The organism is Streptomyces sp. NPDC022552 (genome assembly GCF_055561875.1).
Map to the genome: position 1 here is coordinate 117,607 of NZ_JBVHGJ010000013.1, position 24,261 is coordinate 141,867.

A 24,261-nucleotide genomic window follows, 5' to 3' on the forward strand; every position below is an offset into this window, starting at 1 on the left:
GGCCCGTAGCGCCGTCAGCCGGCGCCGGGCGGTGGCATCCCGCCCTTGAGGCGGTCGATGTCCGACTGGCGCACCTGGATCACGAAGAGCGCGATGAAGAACGCCACGATGGAGAACGCCGCCGCCGTGATGAATCCGGACGAGACACCGGACGTCAGGACCTCGTCGGCGTACGGCGGGGGCAGCTGCCCGGTCCTGGCGAACTCGGCCTTCTCCAAGGGGCCCGCCTGGGAGAGGAAGGCGGGGATCTGTACCTTCGCCTCGTTGCGGCTCGCCGTGCCGAAGACGGTCACCAGGATCGAGAGGCCGAGCGAACCGCCCACCTGCTGCGTGGCGTTGAGCAGTCCGGACGCGGCGCCCGACTCCCGCGGTTCGACGTTGGAGAGCGCCATGATGGTCAGCGAAACGAACATGAGGCCCATGCCCATACCGAAGACCAGGATCGGCCCCAGGATGCTGCCCAGATAGGTCGAGTCGACATCGGTCAGGGTCAGCCAGGACAGGCCGGCCGCCGCCAGGAGCGAGCCGACCACCATGAAGGGTTTCGGTCCGAACCTTGGGAGCAGCTGGGAGGCGACGCCGGCACCGACCGCGATGATGGCGCTGACGGGCAGGAAGGCGAGACCCGTCTTCAACGGGCTGAAGTGCAGCACGTCCTGCACCCAGAGGGTCAGGAAGAAGAACATCCCGAAGATCGCCGCGGCCAGGCAGAGCATGATCGCGTACGTTCCCGCCCGGTTGCGGTCGGCGAACATGTGCAGCGGGGTGATCGGCTGCCGGGACCGGCGCTCCACCAGGATGAACAGGAGCAGCAGGACGACCGCCGCGCCGAACGAGGCGAGCGTCCACGGGTCGCGCCAGCCTTCCTGCGACGCGCGGATGAACCCGTACACGAGCGCCACCATGCCGAGGGTGGAGGTGAACGCTCCGGTGAAGTCGAAGTGGCCGGGGTGCCGCTCGGACTCCCTGATGTGGCGGGGCGTGAGGAACACGATGAGCAGCGCGATGGGCACGTTGACGAAGAAGATCCAGCGCCAGTCGAGCCATTCGACGAGCAGTCCGCCCGCGACGAGCCCGATCGCGCCGCCACCCGCGGAGACGGCCGCGAACACGCCGAACGCCCGGTTGCGTTCCGGCCCTTCCTCGAAGTTCGTGGTGATCAGGGAGAGCGAGGTCGGGGAGGCGATGGCTCCGCCGACGCCCTGGAGTGCGCGGGCGGCGAGGAGTTGCCAGTCGTTCTGGGCCAGTCCGCAGAGCAGCGAGGCGAACCCGAAGAGCAGGATGCCGAACATGAAGACACGGCGGCGGCCGAGGATGTCACCGGCGCGGCCGCCGAGGAGCAGCAGTCCGCCGAAGGTCAGCGTGTAGGCGTTGACGACCCACGACAGGCTGGTCGTCGAGAACTCCAGCGAGCTCTGGATGTGTGGCAGCGCGATGTTGACGATCGTGATGTCGAGAACGACCATCAACTGACACGAGGCGATGACGAAGAGGGCGATGCCCTTCCCGTCGCCCCGGTGCCTCGGGGCCGCGGTCTCTGCTGGGGTTGTCGGCTTGGGTGTACTCATGGCGCATCGCGCCCTCGCTCTGTGAGGAGCCGTGGGCCGGTCAGTCCACCTTTCGACATTAAGCCCGGGTTCGGCGACTCTCCAGTTGATCAAGCGGGGTGCGGTCACTCCAGGACGGCGAGTCCGTCCAGTTCGACGTGCGCCTGCTCGTCCCAGAGCCGTACGACTCCGATGACGGCCATCGCCGGGTAGTCGCGCCCCGCCAACCGCCGCCAGATACGGCCCAGTTCGTGGGCGTGGTGGCGGTAGTCGGCGACGTCGGTGGCGTAGACGGTGACACGCGCGAGGTCGGCGGGGGAACCGCCGGCGTGGCGGAGGGCGGTGAGGAGGTTGGTGAGCGCGGTCTCGAACTGCTCGGGCAGGGACTCCCCCACGACCTTGCCGTCACGGTCGAGGCTGGTCTGCCCGGCGAGGAGGACGAGCCGCGAGCCGGTGGCGGTGACGGCGTGGGAGAAGCCGGTGGGCGGGGAGAGCTCGGCGGGGTTGTGCCGGTGCAGGCTCATGACGTGGCCTCCTTGGACGGCGCGGAAGGCGTCTCGACAAGCTTCTCGTACGGCAGGGCGGGGGGCTGCCCCGGGGGCTGCTGCGGTGGCCGTTCCGGCGCCCGTTCCGGGCGCTTCTCCGTCGCCTGCCCCGGAGGCCCTTCCGCCGCCCGGGCCGCCTCCGCCCTGTACAGCTCCTTCGCGATGATCGTGCGCTGGACCTCGGTGGCTCCTTCGTAGATGCGCGGGGCACGCACCTCGCGGTAGAGGTGCTCCAGGAGGTGGCCGCGTTGCAGCGCGCGGGCGCCGTGGAGCTGGACGGCGGCGTCGACGACGTACTGCGCGGTCTCGGTGGCGAGCAGCTTCGCCATCGCCGCCCGGCGCGGCACGTCCTCCGCCCCCGCGTCGTACGCGGCCGCCGCCGCGTAGACGAGGAGGCGGGCGGCCTCCGTGCGGGTGGCCATCTCGGCGACCTGGTGGGCGACGGCCTGGAGGTCGCCGAGGACACCGCCGAAGGCGGGGCGGGCCGCGGTGTGCGTGAGCGTGGCGTCGAGGGCCGCCTGGGCCATGCCGACGGCGAAGGCACCGACGCTGGGGCGGAAGCGGTTGAGGGTGGTCATGGCGACCCGGAAGCCGCGGTCGGGTTCGCCGAGGACGTCCGCGGGGCCGACGGGGACACTGTCGAAGACGAGGGTGCCGATGGCGTGCGGGGCCAGCATGTCGAGGGGGCTGCCGGAGAGGCCGGGCCGGTCGGCGGGGACGAGGAAGGCGGTGACGCCGCGGGCGCCCGCGCCCGGGATCGTACGGGCGAAGACGGTGGCGAAGTCGGCCTCGGGGGCGTTGGAGATCCAGCGCTTCTCGCCGTGCAGGCGCCAGCCGCCCGCGCCGTCCGGCCGGGCTTCCAGGGCGAGGGCGGCGGCGTCGGAGCCGGCGTCGGGCTCGCTGAGCGCGAAGGCCGCGACGGCGCGTCCCGCGACGACCTCGGGGAGCCAGCGGTCGCGCTGTTCGGCGGTGCCGAAGGCGGCGACGGGGTGGCCGCCGAGCCCCTGGAGGGCGAGGGCGGTCTCGGCCTCCGTACACGTGTGGGCGAGGGACTCGCGCAGCAGGCAGAGGTCGAGGGCGCCCGCGTCGAAGAGCCCGGCCAGCAGGCCGAGCTCGCCGAGGGCGGCGACGAGGGGGCGGTTGACGCGGCCCGGTTCGCCCTTCTCGGCGAGCGGCCGCAGCCGTTCGGCCGCGAGGGCGCGGAGCTCCGCGCAGCGGGCGGTCTGCTGTGGATCGAGTGAGAATACGGACATTCGGACCCCTGTCCCGTTCGCCGACATCACTTCTATCGCGCACCGTTGACTGTCGTCACCATCACGATACGCTCGATGGGCGACCCCACCACGACAAGGGGACGAACTCATGGAGCTGACTCCCACGGCCCACCACGACACCTTCGCGCGCGACCAGCTGCCGCCTCCGGACCAGTGGCCGCGACTGCTCTTCGAACTGCCCGGGCTCGACTACCCGGAGCGGCTCAACTGCGGAACGGAACTACTCGACCGCACGGTGGAACGATTCGGTACGGAGCGCCCGGCGTTCCGGGACGGCGACGGCCATGTCTGGACATATGGACAACTGAGCGAACGGGTGAACCGGATCGCCCATGTCCTCACCTCCGACCTCGGCGTCCTGCCCGGCAACCGGGTGCTCCTGCGCGGCCCCACCACCCCCTGGCTGGCCGCCTGCTGGCTCGCGGTGATGAAGGCGGGCGCCGTCGCCGTCACCGTTCTGGCCCAGCAGCGCGCCCGGGAACTGGCGGTCATGTGCGAGATGGCCCGCTGCACGCACGCGCTCTGCGACATCCGGACGGTCGACGACCTGGTCAAGGCCGAGGTGCCGGGGCTGCGGATCACGGCCTTCGGCGGGGACGCCCCGGACGACCTGCTCAGCCTCTCCGCCGGCCGGCCGGACACCTACGAGGCGGTGGCGACCGCCGCCGACGACGTGGCGCTGATCGCCTTCACCTCGGGCACCACCGGGCGGCCCAAGGGCTGCATGCACTTCCACCGTGACGTGCTCGCCGTCGCCGACACCTTCTCTCGGCACGTCCTGCGGCCGGAACCGGACGACGTCTTCGCCGGCTCCCCTCCCCTCGGCTTCACCTTCGGGCTCGGCGGTCTCGTCCTCTTCCCGCTGCGCGCCGGAGCAAGCGCGCTGCTGCTCGAACAGGCGGGCCCCAAGCAGCTCCTGGAGGCGATCCCGCAGCACGGGGTGTCGGTGCTGTTCACCGCGCCGACGGCGTACCGGGTGATGCTGGAGGAGCTGGACCGGCACGACGGTCACGACGTCGGCGCGCTGCGCTCCCTGCGCCGGTGCGTGTCAGCGGGCGAGAACCTGCCGGCGGCGACCTGGAACGCCTGGTACGAGCGCACCGGCCTGAAGCTCATCAACGGCATCGGCGCGACCGAGCTGCTCCACATCTTCATCTCGGCCGCCGACGGCGACATCCGCCCGGGCACGACCGGGCTGCCGGTCCCCGGCTGGCAGGCGCGGGTGGTGGACCGGGCGGGAGCCGAGGTCGCGGACGGCGAGGAGGGCCTGCTCGCGGTGCGCGGTCCGGTCGGCTGCCGGTATCTGTCCGACCCGCGCCAGAGCGAGTACGTCCACCAGGGCTGGAACGTCACGGGCGACACGTACGTCCGCGAGCCCGACGGCTACTTCCGCTATGTCGCGCGCGCCGACGACATGATCATCTCGGCGGGCTTCAACATCGCCGGGCCCCAGGTGGAGGAGGCGCTCCTCGCCCACCCGGACGTGGTCGAGGCGGCGGTGGTGGGGCACGAGGACGCGATGCGCGGCCAGATCGTGGTGGCGTACACGGTGGTTCGGGACGGGGTGGCGCGGAACGCCGAGACGGCCGGGGCGCTGCGGGCGTTCGTCCGGGCCCGGCTGGTGCCGTACAAGAGCCCGCGGAAGATCGTCTTCCTGGACGCGCTGCCCAGGACGGCGACGGGGAAGCTGCAGCGGTTCCGGCTGCGCGCCGACCCCGACGGCACCGCCACCCCCTAGAGTGATCACGTGGTCGAGCAGCACACTCCCCGTTCTCTGATCGTCTCGCTGTACGGCGCGTACGGCCGCGGCCTCGCGCCGGGCGAGGAGCCGTTGCCGGTGGCCGAGCTCATCCGCCTCCTCGCGGTGCTCGGCGTGGACGCGCCGTCGGTGCGCTCGTCGGTGTCCCGGCTGAAGCGGCGGGGCCTGCTGCTGCCCCGCCGGACGGCGGACGGGGCGGCCGGGTACACCCTGTCGGACGACGCCCGCCAGCTCCTGGAGGACGGCGACCGCCGGATCTACGCCCGTACCCGTCCCGCGCTGTCGGACGGGTGGGTCCTCGCCGTCTTCACCGTGCCCGAGGCCGAGCGCCACAAGCGGCACCTGCTGCGCTCGCGGCTGGCCAGGCTGGGCTTCGGCACGGCGGCCCCGGGCGTCTGGATCGCCCCGGCGCGGCTGTACGAGGAGACCCGCCACACTCTGGAGCGCCTGGAGCTCTCCTCGTACGTGGACCTCTTCCGCGGCGAACACCTGGGGTACGCGCCGACGGCGGAGACGGTGGCCCGCTGGTGGGACCTGCCGTCGATCGCGAAGCTGCACGAGGAGTTCCTGGCCGCCCATGAGCCGGTCCTGCGGTCCTGGAAGGCCTCTCCGGGCTCGGCGGAGGACGCCTACCGCGACTATCTGTTCGCCCTGGACTCCTGGCGCCGCCTCCCCTACGCGGACCCTGTCCTCCCGGCCGAGCTGCTGCCGCAGGACTGGCCGGGCGCCCGCTCGGCGGCGGTCTTCGCGGAACTGCACGCCCTGCTGCGGGACCGGGGTGCCCGGTTCGCCCAGCCGCAGCCGGACCAGGAGGGCTCCGGGGAGGGCTGAGCGCCTCCTGAGCGCCTCCCGCCACGCATGCCTGTGCGTCAGTCAGTTCAGGGTGAGCCGTGGTCTGGGTGCGTCCGTGCGGCCCGTCGGGGGTGTGCGGCTGCCCGCGCGGTACGGGGCCGGCCAGGGTGCCGCCTCGCCCTGGTAGTTCTGCTCGGCCGCCGCGTGCAGGGTCCAGTGCGGGTCGTAGAGGTGCGGGCGGGCGAGGGCGCAGAGGTCGGCCCGGCCTGCCAGGAGGAGGGAGTTGACGTCGTCCCAGGAGGAGATCGCGCCGACCGCGATCACGGGCACGGCGAGCGCGTTGCGGATCCGGTCGGCGTACGGGACCTGGTAGGAGCGGCCGTACTCGGGGTGTTCGTCGGGGACGACCTGGCCGGTGGAGACGTCGAGGGCGTCCGCGCCGTGGGCGACGAAGGCGCGGGCGATCGCGATCGCGTCCTCGACCGTCGTCCCGCCGTCCGCCCAGTCGGTCGCGGAGAGACGCACGGTCATCGGCCGGTCCTCGGGCCACACCTCTCGTACGGCGTCGAAGACTTCGAGCGGGAAGCGCAGCCGGTTCTCCAGCGGGCCGCCGTAGGCGTCGTCCCGGTGGTTGGTGAGCGGTGAGAGGAAGCCCGAGAGCAGATAGCCGTGGGCGCAGTGCAGTTCGAGGAGGTCGAAGTCGCAGCGCGCGGCGCGCCGGGCGGCGGCGGCGAACTCCTCCCGTACGGCCGTCATGCCCGCCCGGTCCAGGGCACGCGGGACCTGGTTGACGCCCGGTCGGTACGGCAGCGGTGAGGCGGCCGTCAGCGGCCAGTTGCCGTCCGGGAGCGGCTGGTCGATGCCCTCCCACATCCGGCGGGTGGAGCCCTTGCGGCCGGAGTGGCCGAGCTGGACGCCGATCGCCGTACCGGGGGCCTGGGCGTGCGTGAAGGCGGTGATCCGGCTCCAGGCGTCGGCCTGTTCGTCCGTCCAGAGTCCGGTGCAGGCGGGGGTGATTCGGCCCTCGGGGCTCACACAGACCATCTCGGTCATGACGAGCCCGGCGCCGCCCAGCGCCCGCGCGCCGAGGTGGACGAGGTGGTAGTCGCCGGGGAGGCCGTCCTCGGCGACGTACAGGTCCATCGGCGAGACCACGACCCGGTTGCGCAGGGTGAGCCCGCGCAGCCGGAAGGGCGTGAACATCGGCGGGGTGCCGGGCGGGCAGCCGAAGTCCCGTTCCACGGAGTCGGTGAACCGTGCGTCACGCAGGCGCAGGTTGTCGTGGGTGACGCGGCGGCTGCGGGTGAGGAGGTTGAAGGCGAACTGCCGTGGCGGCTGGTGCAGATAGCCGTCCAGCTCCTCGAACCAGCGCAGGCTGGCCGCCGCCGCGCGCTGGGTGGACTCGACGACCGGCCTGCGCTCGGTCTCGTACGCGGCCAGCGCCTCCGCCAGCGTGGGCTGCTCCTCGACGCAGGCGGCGAGCGCGAGGGCGTCCTCGACGGCGAGTTTCGTGCCGGAGCCGATGGAGAAGTGAGCGGTGTGGGCGGCGTCGCCGAGGAGGACCGTGGTGCCGTGCGACCAGCGCTCGTTGACCACCGTACGGAAGGCGGTCCAGGTGGACCGGTTGGAGCGCAGGGTCCGGCCGCCGAGCACCTCGGCAAAGATCTTGGCGCAGCGGACGGTGGACTCGTCCTCGTCCATCTCGCCGAATCCGGCGGCCTGCCAGACCTCTTCGCGCATCTCGACGATGACGGTGGAGGCGTCGGCGGAGAAGGGGTAGCCGTGGAGCTGCATCACGCCGTGCTCGGTCTCGGCGATCTCGAAGCGGAAGGCGTCGAGGGCGAAGTCGGCGGCGAGCCAGATGTAGCGGCAGCGGTGGGTGGTGATCCGGGGACGGAAGACATCGGCGTGCGCCTCGCGGGTGGCGCTGTGGACGCCGTCGGCGGCGATGACGAGGTCGTGCGTGGCGGCCAGCTCGGCGGCGGGCGGGGCCTCGGTACGGAAGCGGAGCCGTACGCCGAGGTCCGCGCAGCGGGCGTGCAGGATCTCCAGGAGCCGGCGGCGGCCGAGTGCGGCGAAGCCGTGGCCGGAGGAGGTGAGGAGGTTGCCTCGGTGGCCGATGTGGATGTCCTCCCACCGGACGAACTCGTCCTGGAGGGCGCGGTGGACGGCGGGGTCGGCGTGCTCGATGCCGCCGAGGGTCTCGTCGGAGAGGACGACTCCGAAGCCGAAGGTGTCGTCGGGGGCATTGCGCTCCCAGACGGTGACCTCGCGGGCGGGGTCGAGCCGTTTGAGCAGGGCGGCCGCGTAGAGCCCGCCGGGCCCGCCTCCGACGACGGCGATACGGAGGGGGTCGCGGGGGCCACCCGGGGCCGCGTGGGGGCCCGGGGCCGCGTGGGGTTCCGGAGCGGGGGCCATCGTCACCGCCCCCGCCACTTCGGGGGGCGCTTCTCGGTGAAGGCGGCGTGGAACTCGGCGTAGTCCTCGCCGTTCATGAGCAGCGCCTGGGTGGCGGCGTCCAGTTCGACGGAGGCCGCGAGCGGCATGTCCAGCTCGGCGGTGAGCAGCGCCTTGGTCTGGGCGTGGGCGAGGGCCGGTCCGTCGGCCAGGCGGCGGGCGAGCTCGGCGGCGCGGGCGGGGACGCCGCCCTCGTCGGTGAGTTCGCTGATCAGGCCGATGCGTTCGGCCTCCGCGGCGCGGACCGGTTCGCCGAGCATCAGGAGCCGGGTCGCGTGGCCGAGGCCGACGACCCGGGGCAGCAGATAGGCCGCGCCCATGTCGCCGCCGGAGAGCCCCACCCGGGTGAAGAGGAAGGCGAACCGGGCGCTCGGGTCGGCGATCCGGAAGTCGGCGGCGAGAGCCAGGACCGCCCCCGCGCCGGCCGCGACGCCGTGGACGGCGGCGATCACCGGGAAGGGGCACTCGCGGATCGCCCGGACGACCTGTCCGGTCATCCGGTTGAAGTCGAGCAGCTGGGCGGTGTCCATGGCGAGGGTCGCGCCGATGATCTCGTCGACGTCGCCGCCGGAGCAGAAGCCACGCCCCTCGCCGCCGAGGACGAGGGCGCGCACGGCCCTCTCCCGGGAGAGTTCGGCGAGCAGGTCGCGCAGGTCGGCGTAGGCGCCGAAGGTGAGCGCGTTGAGTTTCTCGGGTCGGTCGAGGGTGACGGTGGCGACGCCGTCCTCGACGGTCAGTCGCAGATGCCGCCAGCGCTCGGTACGGGGTGCGGAGCCGGTAAAGGGGCTCATACGGGACGCCCTCCCTTCCTCCTCCCTGGAGCGTATCACCGTGTTGTGACTGTCGTCACGAGTACGCGATAGCACGCGGGGGCGGAGCTCTCGGCCGAAGGTCCCCTCGGGCCGGTGACCCTGGACCCGGCCACGAAGGAGGGGGTGCCCATGGAGCGCGGCGACGGGCTTCGTAAGGTTGAAAGCAGGACGTCCCGGGACACGCCCTCTCCCGCATCCCCGCCACACACAGCCCTCCGCGAACGGACCCCGCCATGGTCGAAGTCACCGACCCCACCTTGTGGCGCATCGAGCTTCCGCACAGCACGGCCGCCGTGCCGATGGCCCGCGCGCTGGTCCGTACGGCGCTCACGGACACCGACGCGCCCGCCGACGGCGACACCGCCGAGCTGCTGACCGCGGAGCTCGTCGCCAACGCCGTGGAGCACACCGCGGGCGAGGGTCCGATCGAGCTGGTCGTCGAGGTGCTGCCGGGCGGCTGCCAGGTCGAGGTGCACGACGGGCGGCCCGCCCGCCCCGGCGAGCTGATCGGCCCGGAGCCGATCGAGGCCCCCGACCCCTGGCAGGAGCACGGCCGCGGACTGTTCCTCATCCGCGCGCTCAGCAGCGACTGCGGCCACCGCCCGACCGCGCGCGGCAAGGCCGTCTGGTTCAGCCTTCCCGCGGTTCCGGCCCAGCGCCTGCCGGGGCACTAGCGGCACCCGCGGGGACGGCCGCGACCGGTACGGCACCGGCCTGGACCGCGTCGGCCGGAGCAGCCCCGGCCGGCGCCGGGGCGCCGGCGGCGAGGCGCGAGTTGCGGCGCCCGTAGAACGCGTAGACCAGCGCGCCGACGGCCAGGAAGGCCGCGAACTGGACCCACGTCGTCCAGCCCGTGCCCCAGATCAGATAGAGGCAGAAACCGACGCCGAGCACCGGGCTCAGGGGATAGAGCGGCACCCGGAAGGAGCGCGACAGCTCCGGGTTCCGGCGGCGCAGGGCGATCACCGCGATGTTGACGACGGCCATGACCGCGAGCGTGCCGATGGTCGTCAGTCCGACCACCACGTCGAGCGAGGAGAACGCGGCCGGGACCGCGAAGACGGCGGCGACGATCCAGGTGTTGGCGACGGGGGTCGCGCTCTTCGGGGAGACCCGCTCGAAGACCCGGGGGACGAGCCCGTCACGGGACATGGACATCAGGACGCGGGTCTGCCCGTACATCACGGCGAGGACGACGGACGCGATCGCGACGACCGCGCCGAAGGCGATGATCCCGCCGCCGATCGACGATCCGGTGACCTGGTCGACGACGAGCGAGAGCGCGGCCGGCCGGCCGGCGACGTCGTCGGCGCCCAGGGCCCCGATCGCCGAGAGCGCCACCGCGCCGTAGAGCAGCGTGACGAGACCGAGGCAGATGAGGATCGCGATCGGGATGTTGCGGCGGGGGTTCTTGACCTCCTCGCCGGCGGTGGTGATCGCGTCGAAGCCGATGTACGAGAAGAACGCCAGGGAGGCCCCCGCGGTGATCCCGGCGGCGCCGTGCCCCGCGAACGGCGAGAGGTTGCCGTCCTTGAAGGCGGTGAAGCCGACCGCGCAGAAGAGGATCAGGATCCCGATCTTGAGGACGGCCATCGCGGCCGTCGCCCGGGCGCTCTCCCGCACGCCGCGCACCAGCAGGACGGCGGCCAGAGCGATGACGATCACCGCCGGCAGGTTGATCATTCCGCCGTCGCCGGGCCCGGCGGAGAGCACGTCCGGCAGCCGCAGGCCGACGAGGCTGTCGAGCAGCTCGTTCAGGTACTGGCTCCAGCCGACCGCGACCGCGGAGACCGACACTCCGTACTCCAGGAGCAGGCACCAGCCGACGAGGAAGGCGACCCGCTCGCCGAGGCTCGCGTACGCGAACGAGTACGAGGAGCCGGAGACGGGCATCGCGCCGCCCAGCTCCGCGAAGGAGAAGGCGGTGAAGACGCAGGTGATCGCGGCCAGGACGAAGGAGACGACGACGGCGGGGCCCGCCTCGGCGACGCTGTCGGAGAGGCCGACGAAGATGCCGGTGCCGACGATGGCGCCGACGCCGAAGCACACGAGCTGGAACAGGCCCATGGTGCGCTTGAGGCCGTGGCCTTCGAGGTCCGCGCCGGATTCGGCGATGAGCTGCTGGGGGGATTTGATCCGCGGCGCGGACGGGGACATGCGGGGGTTCTCATCTCTGGTCGAGCGGGGCGCACCGAGCGTGGACGCACGGGTCGGGACACACGGGTCCGGACACACGGGCGCGGACGCGCGAGTGGGGTCCGAGCGTGCGAGCTCGAACCCCACCATTCGATCCGATGGTAACCACGGGAGCGCATATACCCCCAATCGGGCGTATCGCTATTCGACGCCGGCCATGGTGGCGACGAGGACCGCCTTGATGGTGTGCATACGGTTCTCGGCCTCGTCGAAGACGACGGAGTGCTCGGACTCGAAGACCTCGTCGGAGACCTCCAGCTCGGTGAGACCGTGCCGGGCGTGGATGTCCCGGCCGACGGCCGTGCCGAGATCGTGGAAGGCCGGCAGGCAGTGCAGGAACTTCACGCCGGGGTTGCCGGTGGCGCGCAGGACGTCCATGGTCACGGCGTACGGCACGAGGTCGGCGATCCGCTCGTCCCAGACCTCCTTGGGCTCGCCCATGGAGACCCAGACGTCGGTGGCGACGAAGTCCGCGCCCAGGACGCCTTCGGCGACGTCCTCGGTGAGGGTGATCGTCGCGCCGCTCTTCTCCGCGAGCGCGCGCGCCGAGGCGACGACTCCCTCGCTCGGCCAGTACGCCTCGGGTGCCACGATCCGGACGTCCATGCCGAGCAGGGCCCCGGTGACCAGGTAGGAGTTGCCCATGTTGAAGCGGGCGTCGCCGAGGTAGGCGAAGGTGACCGCGTCGAGCGGCTTGTCCGTGTGCTCGGTCATGGTGAGCACGTCGGCGAGCATCTGGGTGGGGTGCCAGTCGTCCGTCAGACCGTTGAACACGGGCACGCCCGCGTGCGTGGCGAAGTCCTCGACCTTCGATTGGCTGTCGCCGCGGTACTCGATGGCATCGAACATCCGGCCGAGGACGCGGGCCGTGTCCTTCACGGACTCCTTGTGGCCGATCTGAGAGCCGGACGGGTCGAGGTAGGTGGTGGAGGCACCCTGGTCGGCGGCGGCGACCTCGAAGGCGCAGCGCGTCCGCGTCGAGGTCTTCTCGAAGATCAGGGCGATGTTCCTGCCCCGGAGCCGCTGGACCTCGGCGCCCGCCTTCTTGGCCGCCTTCAGCTCGGCGGCCAGGTCGATAAGGCCTCGGAACTCCTCGGCGGTGAAGTCCAGCTCCTTGAGGAAGTGGCGGCCGATGAGGTCGGTGGCCATGGGGTGCTCCTGGGTACGGTCGGGGACGGCGAACATGTCAGCGACTGGAAGTCTATACGTATATCAGTATGGCTATACAGTGAGGCCGCACACTCGTCGTCCCGATCCGTTCCTCACACGGCGTCGCGCTCCACCGGGCAGCTCATACAGCGCGGGCCGCCCCTCCCCCGCCCCAGCTCGCTGCCCGGGATCTCGATCACCTCGATGCCCTGCTTGCGCAGATGGGTGTTGGTCGTCGAGTTCCGTTCGTACGCCACGACCACGCCGGGCTCGACGGCGAGGACGTTGCAGCCGTCGTCCCACTGCTCGCGCTCCGCCGCGTGGACGTCCTGCGTGGCGGTGAGGACGCGGATGTCCTGGAGACCGAGCGCGGCGGCGATCGCACTGTGCATGTGCTCGGGCGGATGGTCGGTGACCCGCAGCGACTGGCCCTCGTCGCCCGGTTCGATCGTGTACGAGCGGAGCATGCCGAGCCCCGCGTACTGGGTGAAGGTGTCGTGGTCGACCATCGTCATCACCGTGTCGAGGTGCATGAACGCGCGCCGCTTCGGCATGTCGAGGGCGATGATCGTCCGGGCCGAGCCGGCCGCGAACATCCCGCGGGCCAGCATCTCCACCGCCTGCGGGGTGGTCCGCTCGCTCATCCCGATCAGGACGGCTCCGTTGCCGATCACGAGGACGTCGCCGCCCTCGATCGTGGACGGGTAGTCGGCCTGGCCCTCGGACCAGAGGTGGAAGTTCCCCGCCTCGGAGCCGGTGAAGAGCGGATGGTGCTTGTAGATCGCCTCGAAGTGGACCGTCTCGCGCTGGCGGGCGGGCCAGCGCATCGCGTTGATGGAGACGCCGTCGTAGATCCAGGCGGAGGTGTCCCGGGTGAAGATGTGGTTCGGCAGCGGCCTGAGGACGAAGTCGTCCAGGTCCATGACGTGGAACCGGACCGACGTCGGCTCGCGGTGCTCGGCCAGGAACTCCCGCTTCGTCATCCCCCCGACCAGCGCCTCGACGAGCGCGGGGGCGTCCAGGGAGTCGTAGGCCGCGCGAAGGTGGTCGGCGGCGAGCGGACCGTACTCCTTCTCGTCGAAGACCCGGTCGAGGACGAGCTTGCGGGCGGCGGGCAGTTCGAGGGTCTCGCGCAGGAGGTCACCGAAGAGATGGACCGCGACGCCCCGGTCGCGCAGGACGTCGGCGAAGCCGTCGTGCTCCTGCCGGGCGCGGCGCACCCAGAGCACGTCGTCGAAGAGGAGAGCGTCCTTGTTGGAGGGTGTCAGCCGCTTCAGCTCCAGATCGGGCCGGTGCAGTATGACGCGGCGGAGCCGCCCGGTCTCGGAATCGACATGGAATCCCATGCGCCCATCCTGACGGAGCCGGGCGGCTCGCGCGTGGTTCTCCCCTCACGTCACGTCAGGTCACGTCACCGTGTACGCGACGATCAGGGCGAGGAGCGTCACGAACACGGCGAAGAGGGTCAGCGCGACGAGCCGACCGTCACCGCCGGTGGGCTCGGGCGGCGGTACGGGGGCGGGGTGCGCGGGGGCCGGCGGGTGCACGGTCGCCGGGGCCGCGGGGGCTGCCGTTGCGGGCGGTGCGGCCGGTGCGGGCGGGGCCGTCGGTCGGGGTGGCGGCGGGGCCGTGTCGGCCTCGTGGAGGAGGGCCTGCCAGACCTCCTCGGGAAGCCCGGGGCGTTCCCCCTCCACGATCTGGCGGTACGCGGCGCGTGCCGCCGGGGCGTCGCTCGTCCGGAGCCGGGACAGCAGCGCGAGAAGCACCCCGGGCGCGGGTGCGTCCTTCTCGTCGAGGAGGGGCCGCACGGCCCACCGGTGGAGGGCAGCGGCGTTGGCCGCGCGCTCGGCTTCGGTGGGTTCGCCGGGCAGGGCGGGGCCGGGGGCCGTCACGAACAGCTCGCCGGCGAGGACGAGATCGCGGAACTCGCGGCGCAGGGGCGGGGGCCAGCCGGGGAGACGGCGTGCGACCTCGTGCATGAGGAGCGTGGTGGTCGGGTACGGGTGGCGGCCCCGGAGCGCGGCAAGCAGTTCGGCGTCACCCCCGGCCCGGATGCGTGCCGGGGCGTCCGCCGTTCCGTCGGCGAGCCACCGTACGAGTTCGGTCTCGACGGCCTTTCCCCGCCGCCGCCACGACCTGACCGCCCGCCACCAGCCCTTCCCGTCCTCGGGCCCCCGCCACACGGGCGGCACGACGGCAACGGGCGCAGGCGCGGGATCCGGGAGCCCCGAGGGCGCGGGGGGCGCCGGGGCCTCATGTGGCGGGGCCGGTGGCCGGTCGGGGGCCTCACGGGGCACGGTCGGTGGCCGGTCGGGGGCCTCACGGGGCACGGTCGGTGGCCGGTCGGGGGCTTCACGGGGCACGGTCGGTGGCCAGTCCGACTCTGCGCGGTACAGACTCGCCGTCCCGCCGCTCTCCCGGGCGGATGTGGTGCCGGACTCCAGGCGGGTCGCCGTCGGCGGTCTGTCCGGGGCTTCGCGGTACAGGGGGCTGGGCACCTCCCGGACCGGATCCTCCGCAGGCATCGGCGGGGCGGCCGGGTCGTCGCGGTACAGGCCCGAGGTCCCTGTGGCCGGCGGCCGCTCGGAGGGGCGGTACGGGTGGGAGGCCTCCCGGGGCTCACGCCCCGACACCCCACGCACCTCGCGGGCGGACGGGCACGGATCCCAGGAGTCGCTGTGCCCCGGGGCCTCGGCGTACCCGGGAGCCTCGCTGTACCCCGGAGCCTCGGCGCCGCCGTACCCCGGGGCCTCGCCGTACCCCGGAGACTTCGCGTCCGCCTCCGGCTCCCGCCCGCCCGAGCGGCGGGCGCGGGTGGCCGTCGCCGTGCCGTCGAGGCGGTTCAGGGCGCGTTCGGCCGTCTCCAGGAGCGGGAGGTCGCCCGCGCCCGGGACCTCGCGGAGGGCCGCCGCGACCAGGCCCTCCGGGCCGCCGCGCAGGTGGTGACGGACCAGCCGCTCCGCCAGCTCCTCCGCCCGGTCACCGACCCGCTCCAGCGGGTCCACGCGGCGCCGTTCCGTGTTCCGGCTCGCCGCCCCGGCCCACCGGCTGACGAACACGAAGCGCAGCGAGGTGAGTTCCGCCGTGTCGTGGCTCGCGAAGGTCCAGCGGCGCGGGCGCGGGACGGCGCCGAACATCCCGTGCAGCCCCCGCAGCACCGGGCAGGCGGTGTCGCCCCGCTCGTCCAGGAGCGTGAACCTCGCCAGGGGATGGCGCAGCAACTCCGCGACCGCTCCCGCGAGTTCCCGCTCCACCGCCGGCAGGCCAAGGTCGAGCGTCCGCTGTCCGGTGACGGCCGAGGCGGCGAGCACGTCCCTCGGCACCACGGGCAGCGCCCCGCGCACTTGCGCCGACGGGAGCTCCGCCCCTTCCCAGTCCCACGCGTGCAGTCCCAGGCAGAACGCGGGGTCGAGCAGCTCCGGCGACCCGACCAGCGCATGGCAGACGACCGACTCGCGCACGCCCGCCTCCCGCAGCGGCGTGCGGCGGATCAGCACGACGCCCGCGCGCTGCTCCACGCGGAGGAGCGCGGGCCGCGTCTCCTCACCGTTCGCCCGCAGCAGCGTCCCGTAGATCTGGAAGAGCGTCTCCACCTCCTCCCGCGGCCCCGACCATGCCACCGGGCCGAACCCGGTGCTGCCCACGGCGTTCTCGCTGTCCCAGCGGAAGACGATCTGGTCCGCCTCGTACCTCGACCGCGCCATCAGCCTCTCCCCTCGATCGGATCCGCCTCGGGAAGCAGCCCGCACATGGCGAAGATGGACAGCAGTGGTGCGAGGACCCGGCGGGACCGGGCCCCGTGCGGGAAACGGTCTCCTCTCGCCTGCCCGCCGGTCGCCGCGACGAAGTGCAGCGTGCAGCGGGCGCAGTCGTCGAAGGGCTTGAGCCAGGCGCGGCTCGCGTGGTGGGCCAGGAAGGCGTAGGCGTCCCGGCTCTCGTCCCGTAGCGCCTCCCGGTCGACCCTCGGGGGCATCGCGCGCCCCAGCCAGCGGTCGACGGCCGGCTCGAAGCGGACCAGGTCGGACTTGTTGACCGCGATGGCCGCCGGAGCGCCGACGAGTCCGTTGCTCTGCCGTTCCATCCGGTTGAGCACGGTCGTGAACGCCTCGTCGCCCAGGTCCCGGCGGGGCAGCCCGTCCTGCTCGCGGACCGGGTCGAGCGACGGCATCCGCAGCGCCCTCAGCGGATCCAGTACGAAGACGAACGCGTCGACGCCGGTCAGGAAGCGGGTCACCTCCCCGTCCTGGGCGAGGTCCTCGCCCGCCAGGTCGAAGAAGACGACGGGCCGGGGTGTCGCACCTCGCGCCGAGACCAGCAGACCGTCGGCGAACCGGGCGAACGTCTGCTGGACGGTGCGGCCCAACTGTCGTCCCTGTTGCAGACTCTGCACCCGTTCCCGCAGATACGTGCGGTGGGCGTCCGGGTTGAGCGGCAGGCACTTCAGGCCGTACGGCTCCAGGCCACCGAGCTCGACCTCGCCCAGTATGGCCGCCAGCAGATGGGTCTTGCCGACGGACGAACTGCCGACGAACGCGATGGAGAGCGGATCGCCCTTGGTGAGATAGGGGACGGGCAGTTCGTGCGCCTCGTCGCCGGGGCCGGCGTGCGGGCACAGGTGGTACGCCTTGCGCAGGATCTCCCGCCGGTGCGCGGGGCGGTGTTCGCCGCCGAGGTCGAGCGGGATCCGGTTGCCCTTGGCGTCGATGGTGACGAGCAGACTCTCGTCGTACTCGACGGGCAGCAGGCAGTGCGGGCACATCCGCGCGCGGGACGCCGACGCCACGGGAGGAACGGAGGGTGCGGGAGCCGGCGCCGGTGCGGGTGGCGGCGGAGTCCGGTCGGGCCCGTCACCGACGAGGCCGGCGCGGATCCGGGCGCGGAGTGAGGGCTTCGGCGGCACCAGGTCGTAGGGGTTGCGCGGACCGTCCCGTACGGGCACCTCCTCCGCTCCGGCCCGTCCCGCTCCCGGCACCGTCCCCCCGACCACGGCCGACACCTCGCGCTTGCGGGCCAGTTGGGCGTCGAACTCGGCCCGGCCGCGGCTGAGCGGATCGGCGGTGCCGACGGCTGTGGCGAGCGGATCGGGGACGTGCAGCAGCCGCAGCAGCTCGGCGGGCGACGGCCGGGCGGCCGCCTCCGGTGCGAAGAGCCCGCTGTGTTCGAGCGCCGCGAGTCGGCGGTAGTCGCCGAGGTCGTCGGGCGGGCCCTCGCCCCGGTCGGGCTGACCCGAGAGGAGGAAGTACCCGATGCGGCCCACGGACCACAGGTCGTCGCGGGTGTCGGCGGTCCCGCGGCCCGCGCGCTGCTCGGGCGAGGCCCACGGCGCGGCGCCGAAGGCCGTCCGCGCCTCCCCGTCACGCAGCGCCGCGTACGGTTCGCCCAGTCGCACATGGGTGCCGTCCCACCGCACGGTGCCGGGGGCGATCGCCCGGTGGACCAGTTCGAGTTCGCTCAGGAGGCGCACGGCGAGGGCGAGTTGGGCGACGACCCGCTGCTGTTCGTCGCCACTGAGGCGGCCGGCGCACTCGGAGAGCGGGGCGCCGGCGGGCAGCCGGTAGAGGACGAAGGGCTCCGCGCACCCCAGGTCGAAGCCGATGACCCGGGTGAAGACCTCGCCGAACTTCTCGGCGCCGTAACGCCGTTCGAGCGCGACGGCGGCCGCGACCTCCCGTTCGAGCAGGTCGTACGCCTGTGGGTCCGCCTGCGCCGAGGAGGGCAGGCGGAACTGGAGTACGGGCCACCCGGCGCTGAGCGTGACCTCGCGGGCGAGGACGCCGGGGCGGCCGGGCAGCCTGCGGTCCTCGCCGTAGCGGACGGCGAAGCGGATCGACTCCTCCAGATGCGTGGTGAACTCCAACTCCTCGTAAGGGGTCGCATGTTGTCCGGGGTCCGGGTCGGTCATGGTGCTCCCGCCTCCTCGGCCCTGACGATGCGCACCACGTCCGGGCGCAGCGGGACGAGCCGCAGCACACCGGCATGGCGTCCCCCGCCCGTCCACTCCACGTCCTCGGCGGCGCCCCGCCAGATGTCGTCGCCCGCCGCACCGCGCCGCATCGTCTCGGGCACGAAGCGGACCTGGCGGACGGCGGAGGGGTCGTGCGAGAGGAGCCGCAGATGCTCGGGGCCGCACATCGGCACCGCGTGGTCGGGGTCGTCGTCGGCGATCAGCCGGGCGACCGCGTCCGGCGCGACGCCGGTGAGCCGGGCCGCGTCGGGTCGCTCGCGCCGCATGCCGCCGCCGGGCGGCGGGGAGGCGGCGACGTCCCGCTCCAGGCGGACGCGGGTCTCGTCGAGCAGCTCGGTCAGCCGTTCGCCGAGCGGCAGCCGACCGGCGTGGGCCGGATCGCGTTCGACCCCCGCCCAGCAGCCGTCGAGGATCCGGACGGTGCCTTCGACGAGGTCGGCGACAAGGGTGTCCACGAGGGCCGGACCGCCGTCGCCGAGCCGCCGTTCCAGCCAGACGGGCGCGGATTCCACGGCCGACCGTGGCGCGGGGACGGCGCCGGAGGAGGCGGGAGCCCGCTCCCAGGGGGCGGGATCGCCCGGCCCACCGGGCAGGCCGGGCCCACCGGGTACGTCGGACCAGAGGTCGTCGCCCGCGCTGTCGTCCCAGTCCCGCCAGCTCCAGGCAGCGTCCCCGCCGGGCTGGGCCTCCGTACGCTCCGGGCCGGAGTCGTACGCGTACGCCCGCCCGGTTCCGTGGCCGAACTCCTGCCCCGTTCCGTACGCGTACGTGTCGGCCGTCGTGGCCAGGCTCCGCAGCAGCCGGGCGACCGCCCCGGCGCCGTCCGAGCAGTGGTGGCGCACGTCGGCGAAGAGCCAGTCGTGCACGGCGGTCACGATCACGAGGTGGCGGATCTCCTTCAGTACGGTCCCGGCGCGTTCCGGGTCCACCCGGGCCCACCAGTCGTCCACGGCCCGCGTCCAGTCCCTGAGGGCGAGCGCCACGACGGCGGCCACGGCCACCGCCGCGGCCACCGCACCCGCCCAGAGCGGGAGGCCGAGGAGCTGGCCCACGGCCGCTCCCGCCGCTCCGCCGGCGAGGCCGCCGAAGAGCCGGGGCGCGGCGCCGGTGCTCCCTCCGCCGTCCAGCCGGCCGTCCGGTGAGCGGTTGGGCCTGCGTCGCTGCATCAGATGGGCGAGGACGGCGCCAAGGACCCCGACGGCGGGGCCGAGGGCCCAGCCGACGACCGGCCAGAGTCCGGCGAGGAAGGCGAGGACACCGGTCACCGCGGCAGCGGCCGACCGGGAGCCGCCGGCCGTGAACTGGTGCTGGGCGGCCAGGCGGTTCACCTCGTCCGTAGGGCAGATCTCGTCGAGCCGGGTGAGCCGGGCGGCGCTTCCGGCGGGAGCGGTACGGGTCGAGAGCGCGGACAGCCGCGCGGCGACCGACCGCAGCGGGAGCCCGCGGCCGATCAGCTCGTACGTGTGGTCGCGCAGGGCCGGGACGATCCCCGCGCGTGAGATCTCCCGTGGCATCTCGGGTAGTTCGACGCCCCGGTCGCGCAGGTGCCCGCGGTGCTCGGCGGTGAGCCGGGAGCCGCCCGCCGCGGCGAACGCGTCGGCGACGGCGCTACGGAACCGTCGCAGGGAGTCGGCCAGCCGCTCGAGGTCGCCCGGCAGGTCGGGCGACCGGCCGGAGGTGGTGAGGAGCCCGGCGGGGCGGCGCACCCAGGTGTAGCCGTCGACGGCGTCGTCCAGCGCCTCCTCGCAGGTGAGCAGGAGGCCGCCGGCCCGGCCGTGTGCGGGGAGCCACTCGTGATCGGTGAGCGAGGGCGGGACGGACTCGTCGAGGAGCACGGCGAGTTCGGCGGGGGCGCCCTTCGCGGCGGGAGCCTGGGCGGGGACGTCCGGTCCTGCCAGGCCCTCCACCGCCTGCCGCCAGGAACGCGCGCGGGCCTCGTCGGTCAGGTCGTGCTCCAGGACCCGGGCCGCGGGTACGGCGACGCCGTGCACCACGTCCGCGAGCGCCCCCAGCACGGCCTTGAACACCTCGGGGCCGGAGAGGACGTCCACGAGCGGGCGCAGCGCGGCGTCGTCCGGGGCGTCGAGCAGCCAGAGCACTCCGGCATTGGGCGGGCGCAGGGTCAGGGACCGGCGCAGGCTGCGCTGCCCCGGGGTGCCGACGGCCAGGCAGACGATCCGCGCGGGGCCGTGGGACGACAGGCGTTCGTGGAGGAGCTGGTGGGCGACGAGCTGGTCGGCGTCGTCGAGGACGACGAAGCGGCGGTCGCCCGGGGGCTGCGGAACGTCCAGGGCGGCGCGCACCACGCCGTCGGGGTCGTGCAGCGGGGCCCTCAGGTCGAGGCACACGGCGTGGCCGGGTACCGGGTGCTCCGGGGTCGCGCGGGGGCTCACTCCTCCTCACCGTCCAGGTCCCAGGGGTAACGCACGTCCTCGGGCGCCTGGGCGGGCGCGGGCTCGGGCTTGGGCGCGGGCTCGGGCTCGGGCTCGGGGCCGGGGGCGTACGCCGCCGAGAACACGGGCTCCGGCGGCTCGGGGTTCTGCGCCTGCGCCGGGACATGCGCCGTCGGCGCCGCCTGCGGGGCCTGCGCGGTCGCCTGGGCCCGGCCCTGGACGTACCGGTCGAAGAGCGCCTGCAGACTGGGCCGTACGGGATGGCCGGCCCCGGAGAACCGCCGCTTCATGGCGGCCGGGAACGTCTCCGTCCAGAAGTGCCGCAGCGGCATCAGCCACTCCGCGTCCTTCTCCTCGTACTCGTCACTCAGCCGGTCGAGCAGCACCAGTTGGCGCGGGACGACCTTCTCGACGAGGTGGACGAAGAGCGGCGACGGCTCGGCCGGGACGTGGCCGAGCCCCCGGGGCAGGGACTTCATGAGCCGTTCGCAGAAGACCTCGATGATCTCGCCCTCGTCGAGCAGCGCCCACTGCTCGTACGCGCGCAGCAGCCCGGCCCAGCTGGAGAGCGCTCCGTCGAAGCCCTCCAGACGGAGCGACATGGTCGCGGACTCGCCCTCCTGGAGCCGGATCCTGACCAGTTCCGGAGAGTCCGCGGGTCCCTGGATCCTGATGTGGCCGTTCCACATCGCGTTCAGCAGCCGGTGCAGGATCCGCTGCCGGTCCTCCTCGGTGGAGACCAGCCAGTCGTCCTGGTAGCCGAGCCGCTGCCGCCAGTGCAGGAAGTCGTCCTCGCCCGCCGAGTCCCGTGCCTCGGCCCAGAGTTTGAGGACGCTGCGGACCTCGGAGATGTCCGTCAGGTTCATCCCGCTGCGGAACAGGACGACGGTGATGGAGTCGGTGTCCACGGCCCGGTACTCCTGTGTCGCGCCCGGCGGCAGGTTGAGCGCTTCGGAGAGGTGGTCGGCCGCGCGGGAGTCGGACTCGCTCGCCGGATGGACGATGAGGATCTTCAGGGGACCGCCTCCGTCCGGGCTGAAGCCCACGGGCAGCAGCCCGGCGAGCCCGGAGCGGAACTGCTCCAGCCAGCGGACGTCGATCTTCGACTCGGCCGCCTCGTCCCCGGACGCGGCGCGCAGCAGCAGCTCCATCGACGGCAGCAGCGGGCGCGTGTACCGGTCCTCGTTGGCCTCGCCGAAGAGGCGCTTCACCCGCTGCTCGACGACCTGCTTGATCTCCCTGACCGGTGCGCCGGGCGAGCGGCGGACGGCGTCCAGGGCGGAGCGCCAGTCCTCGGGCCGGACCAGCCGGCCGAGGAGGGTGGCGGCGTCGACGTTCTCGGGCAGCCGCTCGCTCTGCGCGAGCCGGTCGAGGACGTCGTCGTAGAAGGCCCGCAGGCTGTTCTGCGGGGGCAGGAGGTAGGCGACGCCGGTACGGTCGTCGCGGTAGAGCTCACGCCGGCGGTCGGCGAAGAGCCGGCCCTCGTCCTGCTCGTGGGCGCGCAGCGCCTTGGTCAGCTCGCCGAGGTCGTGGACGATCCGGTGCAGCGGGTCCCGCCACTGCGGCTCCCCCTCCCGCCAGCCGTTGTGCCACAGCTTGCGGGACCGCCAGCGGTACCAGTCGTCCTGGTCGTGCAGCGCGTCCTGGACGTCGGGATCGCCCCACCGGGCCGGTACGATGCCGGCCGCGCTGCGCTTGATGTGCGGGATCGCGGGTGCCGAGGCCTGGATGTGGGCGGGCCGTTCGGGTTCGTCGCGCCGGTTGTCGAGCATGCCGGTGAACCCCTCCCTGGCCACCCGGTCGGGGTGGCCGGGCAGCCCGTTCAGGACGGCCTCCAGCTGGAAGGGGCCCACCTTGTCGAGCAGTTCACGTACTCCGGCACCCGGCTTGAACTCCTCGACGAGGCGCGGGACCTCGCGCTCCAGGTTGCCCGCGAGCCGTTCGAGCGAGTCCTCCATGTCGCCGAGCCGGTCGTTGAGCGCCTTGGTGATGGCCCGGCTCCCCCGCGGGACTTCCTCCGGCACGGGAACGTCGAGGCCCTCACGGGTCCACAGGCGGCCGACGCCGGAGCGGTTGAACAGCTCCCGTACGAGTTCGGGGGCCTCGGAGGCGGGCCTGCGGGCCTTCTCGGTCATCCCGCGGACGGCCTGCGCGAGCAGACGCGCGGCGACGATCTCGGCGAGGTCGTCGATCGGGACGGTGAGGGACGCGGCGAGGCTGGTGGACATGCCGCGGTAGCCGATGCCGGTACGGGCGGGGGTGGACCGCTCCACGCTCTTGTTGACGAAGCTCGCGGCGAAGGACTGGTAGTCGTCGTCGCCCCGGTTGTTCCCGCCGGTGTCCTCGCCGAGCTCGGTGCCGATGAGGGACATCACCATGGCCGTGATGGACCGCCGCAGGTCCTCGGGGCGGATGACGGCGGGCTTGGAGAACAGGAACGCCGTCTGCACGGTCGAGGACCGAAGCGCGACGACGCCCTCGCCCGGGTAGTGGACGCTGATCCTGCCCCGCTGCTGGACGTCGCCGAGCTCGTCGAGGGCGTTCGGCACGTTCTGGTCGTCGACGAGCCGGGAGAGGTCCACCAGGGCGCGGGCCGCGTTCAGTTCGGCCTCGCGCCCGCCGCCCGCCTCGGGCGGGAAGGCGGAGGGCATGACGACCAGCGGATAGATCTTCACCCCCCGCACCTTGGCGTTGCGGAACTCGTGCCCGATGAGGTGGAGGAAGTCGTAGAAGATCCCGGCGCCGGTCCCGCCGGCCACCGAGAAGGCGACGAATACGTCGCAGCCCCGGATCCGGCCGCCGCCGACCCGCTGGAGGTCGCCCGCCGCGGTCCCGATCGCGCTGATGGCCTCGCGCAGTTGGCGCACGACCGGTTCGAGACCGGCGCGCATGGTCGCGAAGAGCGCGGCGCGGCCCACCGTCGGCAGCTGCCCCGCGCCGTCGTGCAGCGGGGCGACCCGGGGCTGACGGGCCTGGGGCGGCAGCCAGGACCGCGTCTCCTCGTGCAGGGCGATCCGCAGCATGCGGGTCACGTCGGGCGAGGAGTCGAACTCGGCCGGCAGCAGGTCGCGGACCATCCTGGACGTACGGGCGAAGGCCTGGCTCTCGGCCCCCTTGGCGCGGAACTGCGGCTGGCGCAGCAGATCGCCCTCGCTGAAGTCGGCGTATACGAACTGGAGGCACTCGGGCAGCTGGAACGGCAGCCGCTTGCCCCCGTCGACGAGGTCGGTGCCGTCCGGGCCGCACAGCTCTCTGCGCAGGCTCCGTTCCAGTTCGCTGCCGATGCGTCCGCCGGTGCCGCCGAGGCCGACGAAGAGCATGGGCTGGTAGATCTTCATGTTCTCTCCCTTTGAGACCCGTTGGTGCGTGGGC

The 24,261-nt window shown here is 73.2% G+C and carries 15 protein-coding genes; 3 read left to right on the forward strand and 12 right to left on the reverse strand.

Annotated elements, in window-relative coordinates:
• Window positions 1-14 precede the first annotated feature (14 nt).
• From ACZ3OF_RS28390 to ACZ3OF_RS28400, 3 genes are all read right to left on the reverse strand, one after another.
• Window positions 15-1,568, reverse strand: a complete 1,554-nt coding sequence (locus ACZ3OF_RS28390) for an MFS transporter (RefSeq protein WP_467307568.1) — start codon at window positions 1,566-1,568, stop codon at window positions 15-17.
• A 104-nt stretch (window positions 1,569-1,672) separates the two neighbouring features.
• A complete protein-coding gene (locus ACZ3OF_RS28395) occupies window positions 1,673-2,071 on the reverse strand; it encodes a RidA family protein (RefSeq protein ID WP_361674598.1) in 399 nt (132 codons plus the stop codon).
• Entirely contained in the window at window positions 2,068-3,345 is a 1,278-nt protein-coding gene (locus tag ACZ3OF_RS28400; protein ID WP_361674600.1) for an acyl-CoA dehydrogenase family protein, read from the reverse strand. Before ACZ3OF_RS28400 ends, ACZ3OF_RS28395 begins: the two co-directional genes overlap by 4 nt.
• A gap of 109 nt (window positions 3,346-3,454) precedes the next feature.
• On the opposite strand from ACZ3OF_RS28400, the gene ACZ3OF_RS28405 reads away from it, so the two are divergent.
• The gene (locus ACZ3OF_RS28405) at window positions 3,455-5,104 is read left to right on the forward strand and encodes an AMP-binding protein (protein WP_361674602.1); all 1,650 of its coding nucleotides are present in this window, start codon (window positions 3,455-3,457) and stop codon (window positions 5,102-5,104) included.
• Between the two features lie 9 nt (window positions 5,105-5,113).
• Entirely contained in the window at window positions 5,114-5,956 is an 843-nt protein-coding gene (locus tag ACZ3OF_RS28410; protein ID WP_361674604.1) for a PaaX family transcriptional regulator, read from the forward strand.
• Window positions 5,957-5,998: 42 nt separating this feature from the next.
• Here ACZ3OF_RS28410 and ACZ3OF_RS28415 read toward each other — a convergent pair whose 3' ends face one another.
• Both ACZ3OF_RS28415 and ACZ3OF_RS28420 read right to left on the reverse strand, forming a co-directional pair.
• A complete protein-coding gene (locus ACZ3OF_RS28415; RefSeq protein ID WP_467307572.1) occupies window positions 5,999-8,335 on the reverse strand; it encodes a bifunctional salicylyl-CoA 5-hydroxylase/oxidoreductase in 2,337 nt (778 codons plus the stop codon).
• 2 nt (window positions 8,336-8,337) lie between these two features.
• Window positions 8,338-9,165: an enoyl-CoA hydratase family protein gene (locus tag ACZ3OF_RS28420; RefSeq protein WP_361674608.1), complete on the reverse strand. Its 828-nt coding sequence runs from the start codon at window positions 9,163-9,165 to the stop codon at window positions 8,338-8,340.
• A 254-nt stretch (window positions 9,166-9,419) separates the two neighbouring features.
• Between ACZ3OF_RS28420 and ACZ3OF_RS28425 the strand changes: the two genes are divergently transcribed.
• The gene (locus tag ACZ3OF_RS28425) at window positions 9,420-9,860 is read left to right on the forward strand and encodes an ATP-binding protein (protein WP_467307574.1); all 441 of its coding nucleotides are present in this window, start codon (window positions 9,420-9,422) and stop codon (window positions 9,858-9,860) included.
• Here the strand turns inward: ACZ3OF_RS28425 and ACZ3OF_RS28430 are convergent.
• From ACZ3OF_RS28430 to ACZ3OF_RS28460, 7 genes are all read right to left on the reverse strand, one after another.
• The gene (locus ACZ3OF_RS28430) at window positions 9,817-11,343 is read right to left on the reverse strand and encodes an amino acid permease (RefSeq protein WP_361674612.1); all 1,527 of its coding nucleotides are present in this window, start codon (window positions 11,341-11,343) and stop codon (window positions 9,817-9,819) included. The two genes, ACZ3OF_RS28425 and ACZ3OF_RS28430, sit on opposite strands and share 44 nt — an antisense overlap.
• A 180-nt stretch (window positions 11,344-11,523) precedes the next feature.
• Window positions 11,524-12,531 (reverse strand): ornithine carbamoyltransferase, encoded by a 1,008-nt coding sequence (argF, locus tag ACZ3OF_RS28435; RefSeq protein WP_361674766.1) that lies wholly within the window; start codon window positions 12,529-12,531, stop codon window positions 11,524-11,526.
• Between the two features lie 113 nt (window positions 12,532-12,644).
• The gene (locus ACZ3OF_RS28440) at window positions 12,645-13,877 is read right to left on the reverse strand and encodes an arginine deiminase (protein WP_361674614.1); all 1,233 of its coding nucleotides are present in this window, start codon (window positions 13,875-13,877) and stop codon (window positions 12,645-12,647) included.
• Window positions 13,878-13,937: 60 nt separating this feature from the next.
• Entirely contained in the window at window positions 13,938-16,235 is a 2,298-nt protein-coding gene (locus ACZ3OF_RS28445; protein ID WP_467307577.1) for a hypothetical protein, read from the reverse strand.
• Window positions 16,235-18,433: a serine/threonine-protein kinase gene (locus ACZ3OF_RS28450; RefSeq protein ID WP_361674618.1), complete on the reverse strand. Its 2,199-nt coding sequence runs from the start codon at window positions 18,431-18,433 to the stop codon at window positions 16,235-16,237. Before ACZ3OF_RS28450 ends, ACZ3OF_RS28445 begins: the two co-directional genes overlap by 1 nt.
• Window positions 18,430-20,889, reverse strand: coding sequence for a hypothetical protein (locus ACZ3OF_RS28455; protein ID WP_467307579.1), 2,460 nt, complete (start codon window positions 20,887-20,889; stop codon window positions 18,430-18,432). Before ACZ3OF_RS28455 ends, ACZ3OF_RS28450 begins: the two co-directional genes overlap by 4 nt.
• Window positions 20,886-24,227, reverse strand: a complete 3,342-nt coding sequence (locus tag ACZ3OF_RS28460) for a tubulin-like doman-containing protein (RefSeq protein WP_467307581.1) — start codon at window positions 24,225-24,227, stop codon at window positions 20,886-20,888. Before ACZ3OF_RS28460 ends, ACZ3OF_RS28455 begins: the two co-directional genes overlap by 4 nt.
• Between the last annotated feature and the right edge of the window lie 34 nt (window positions 24,228-24,261).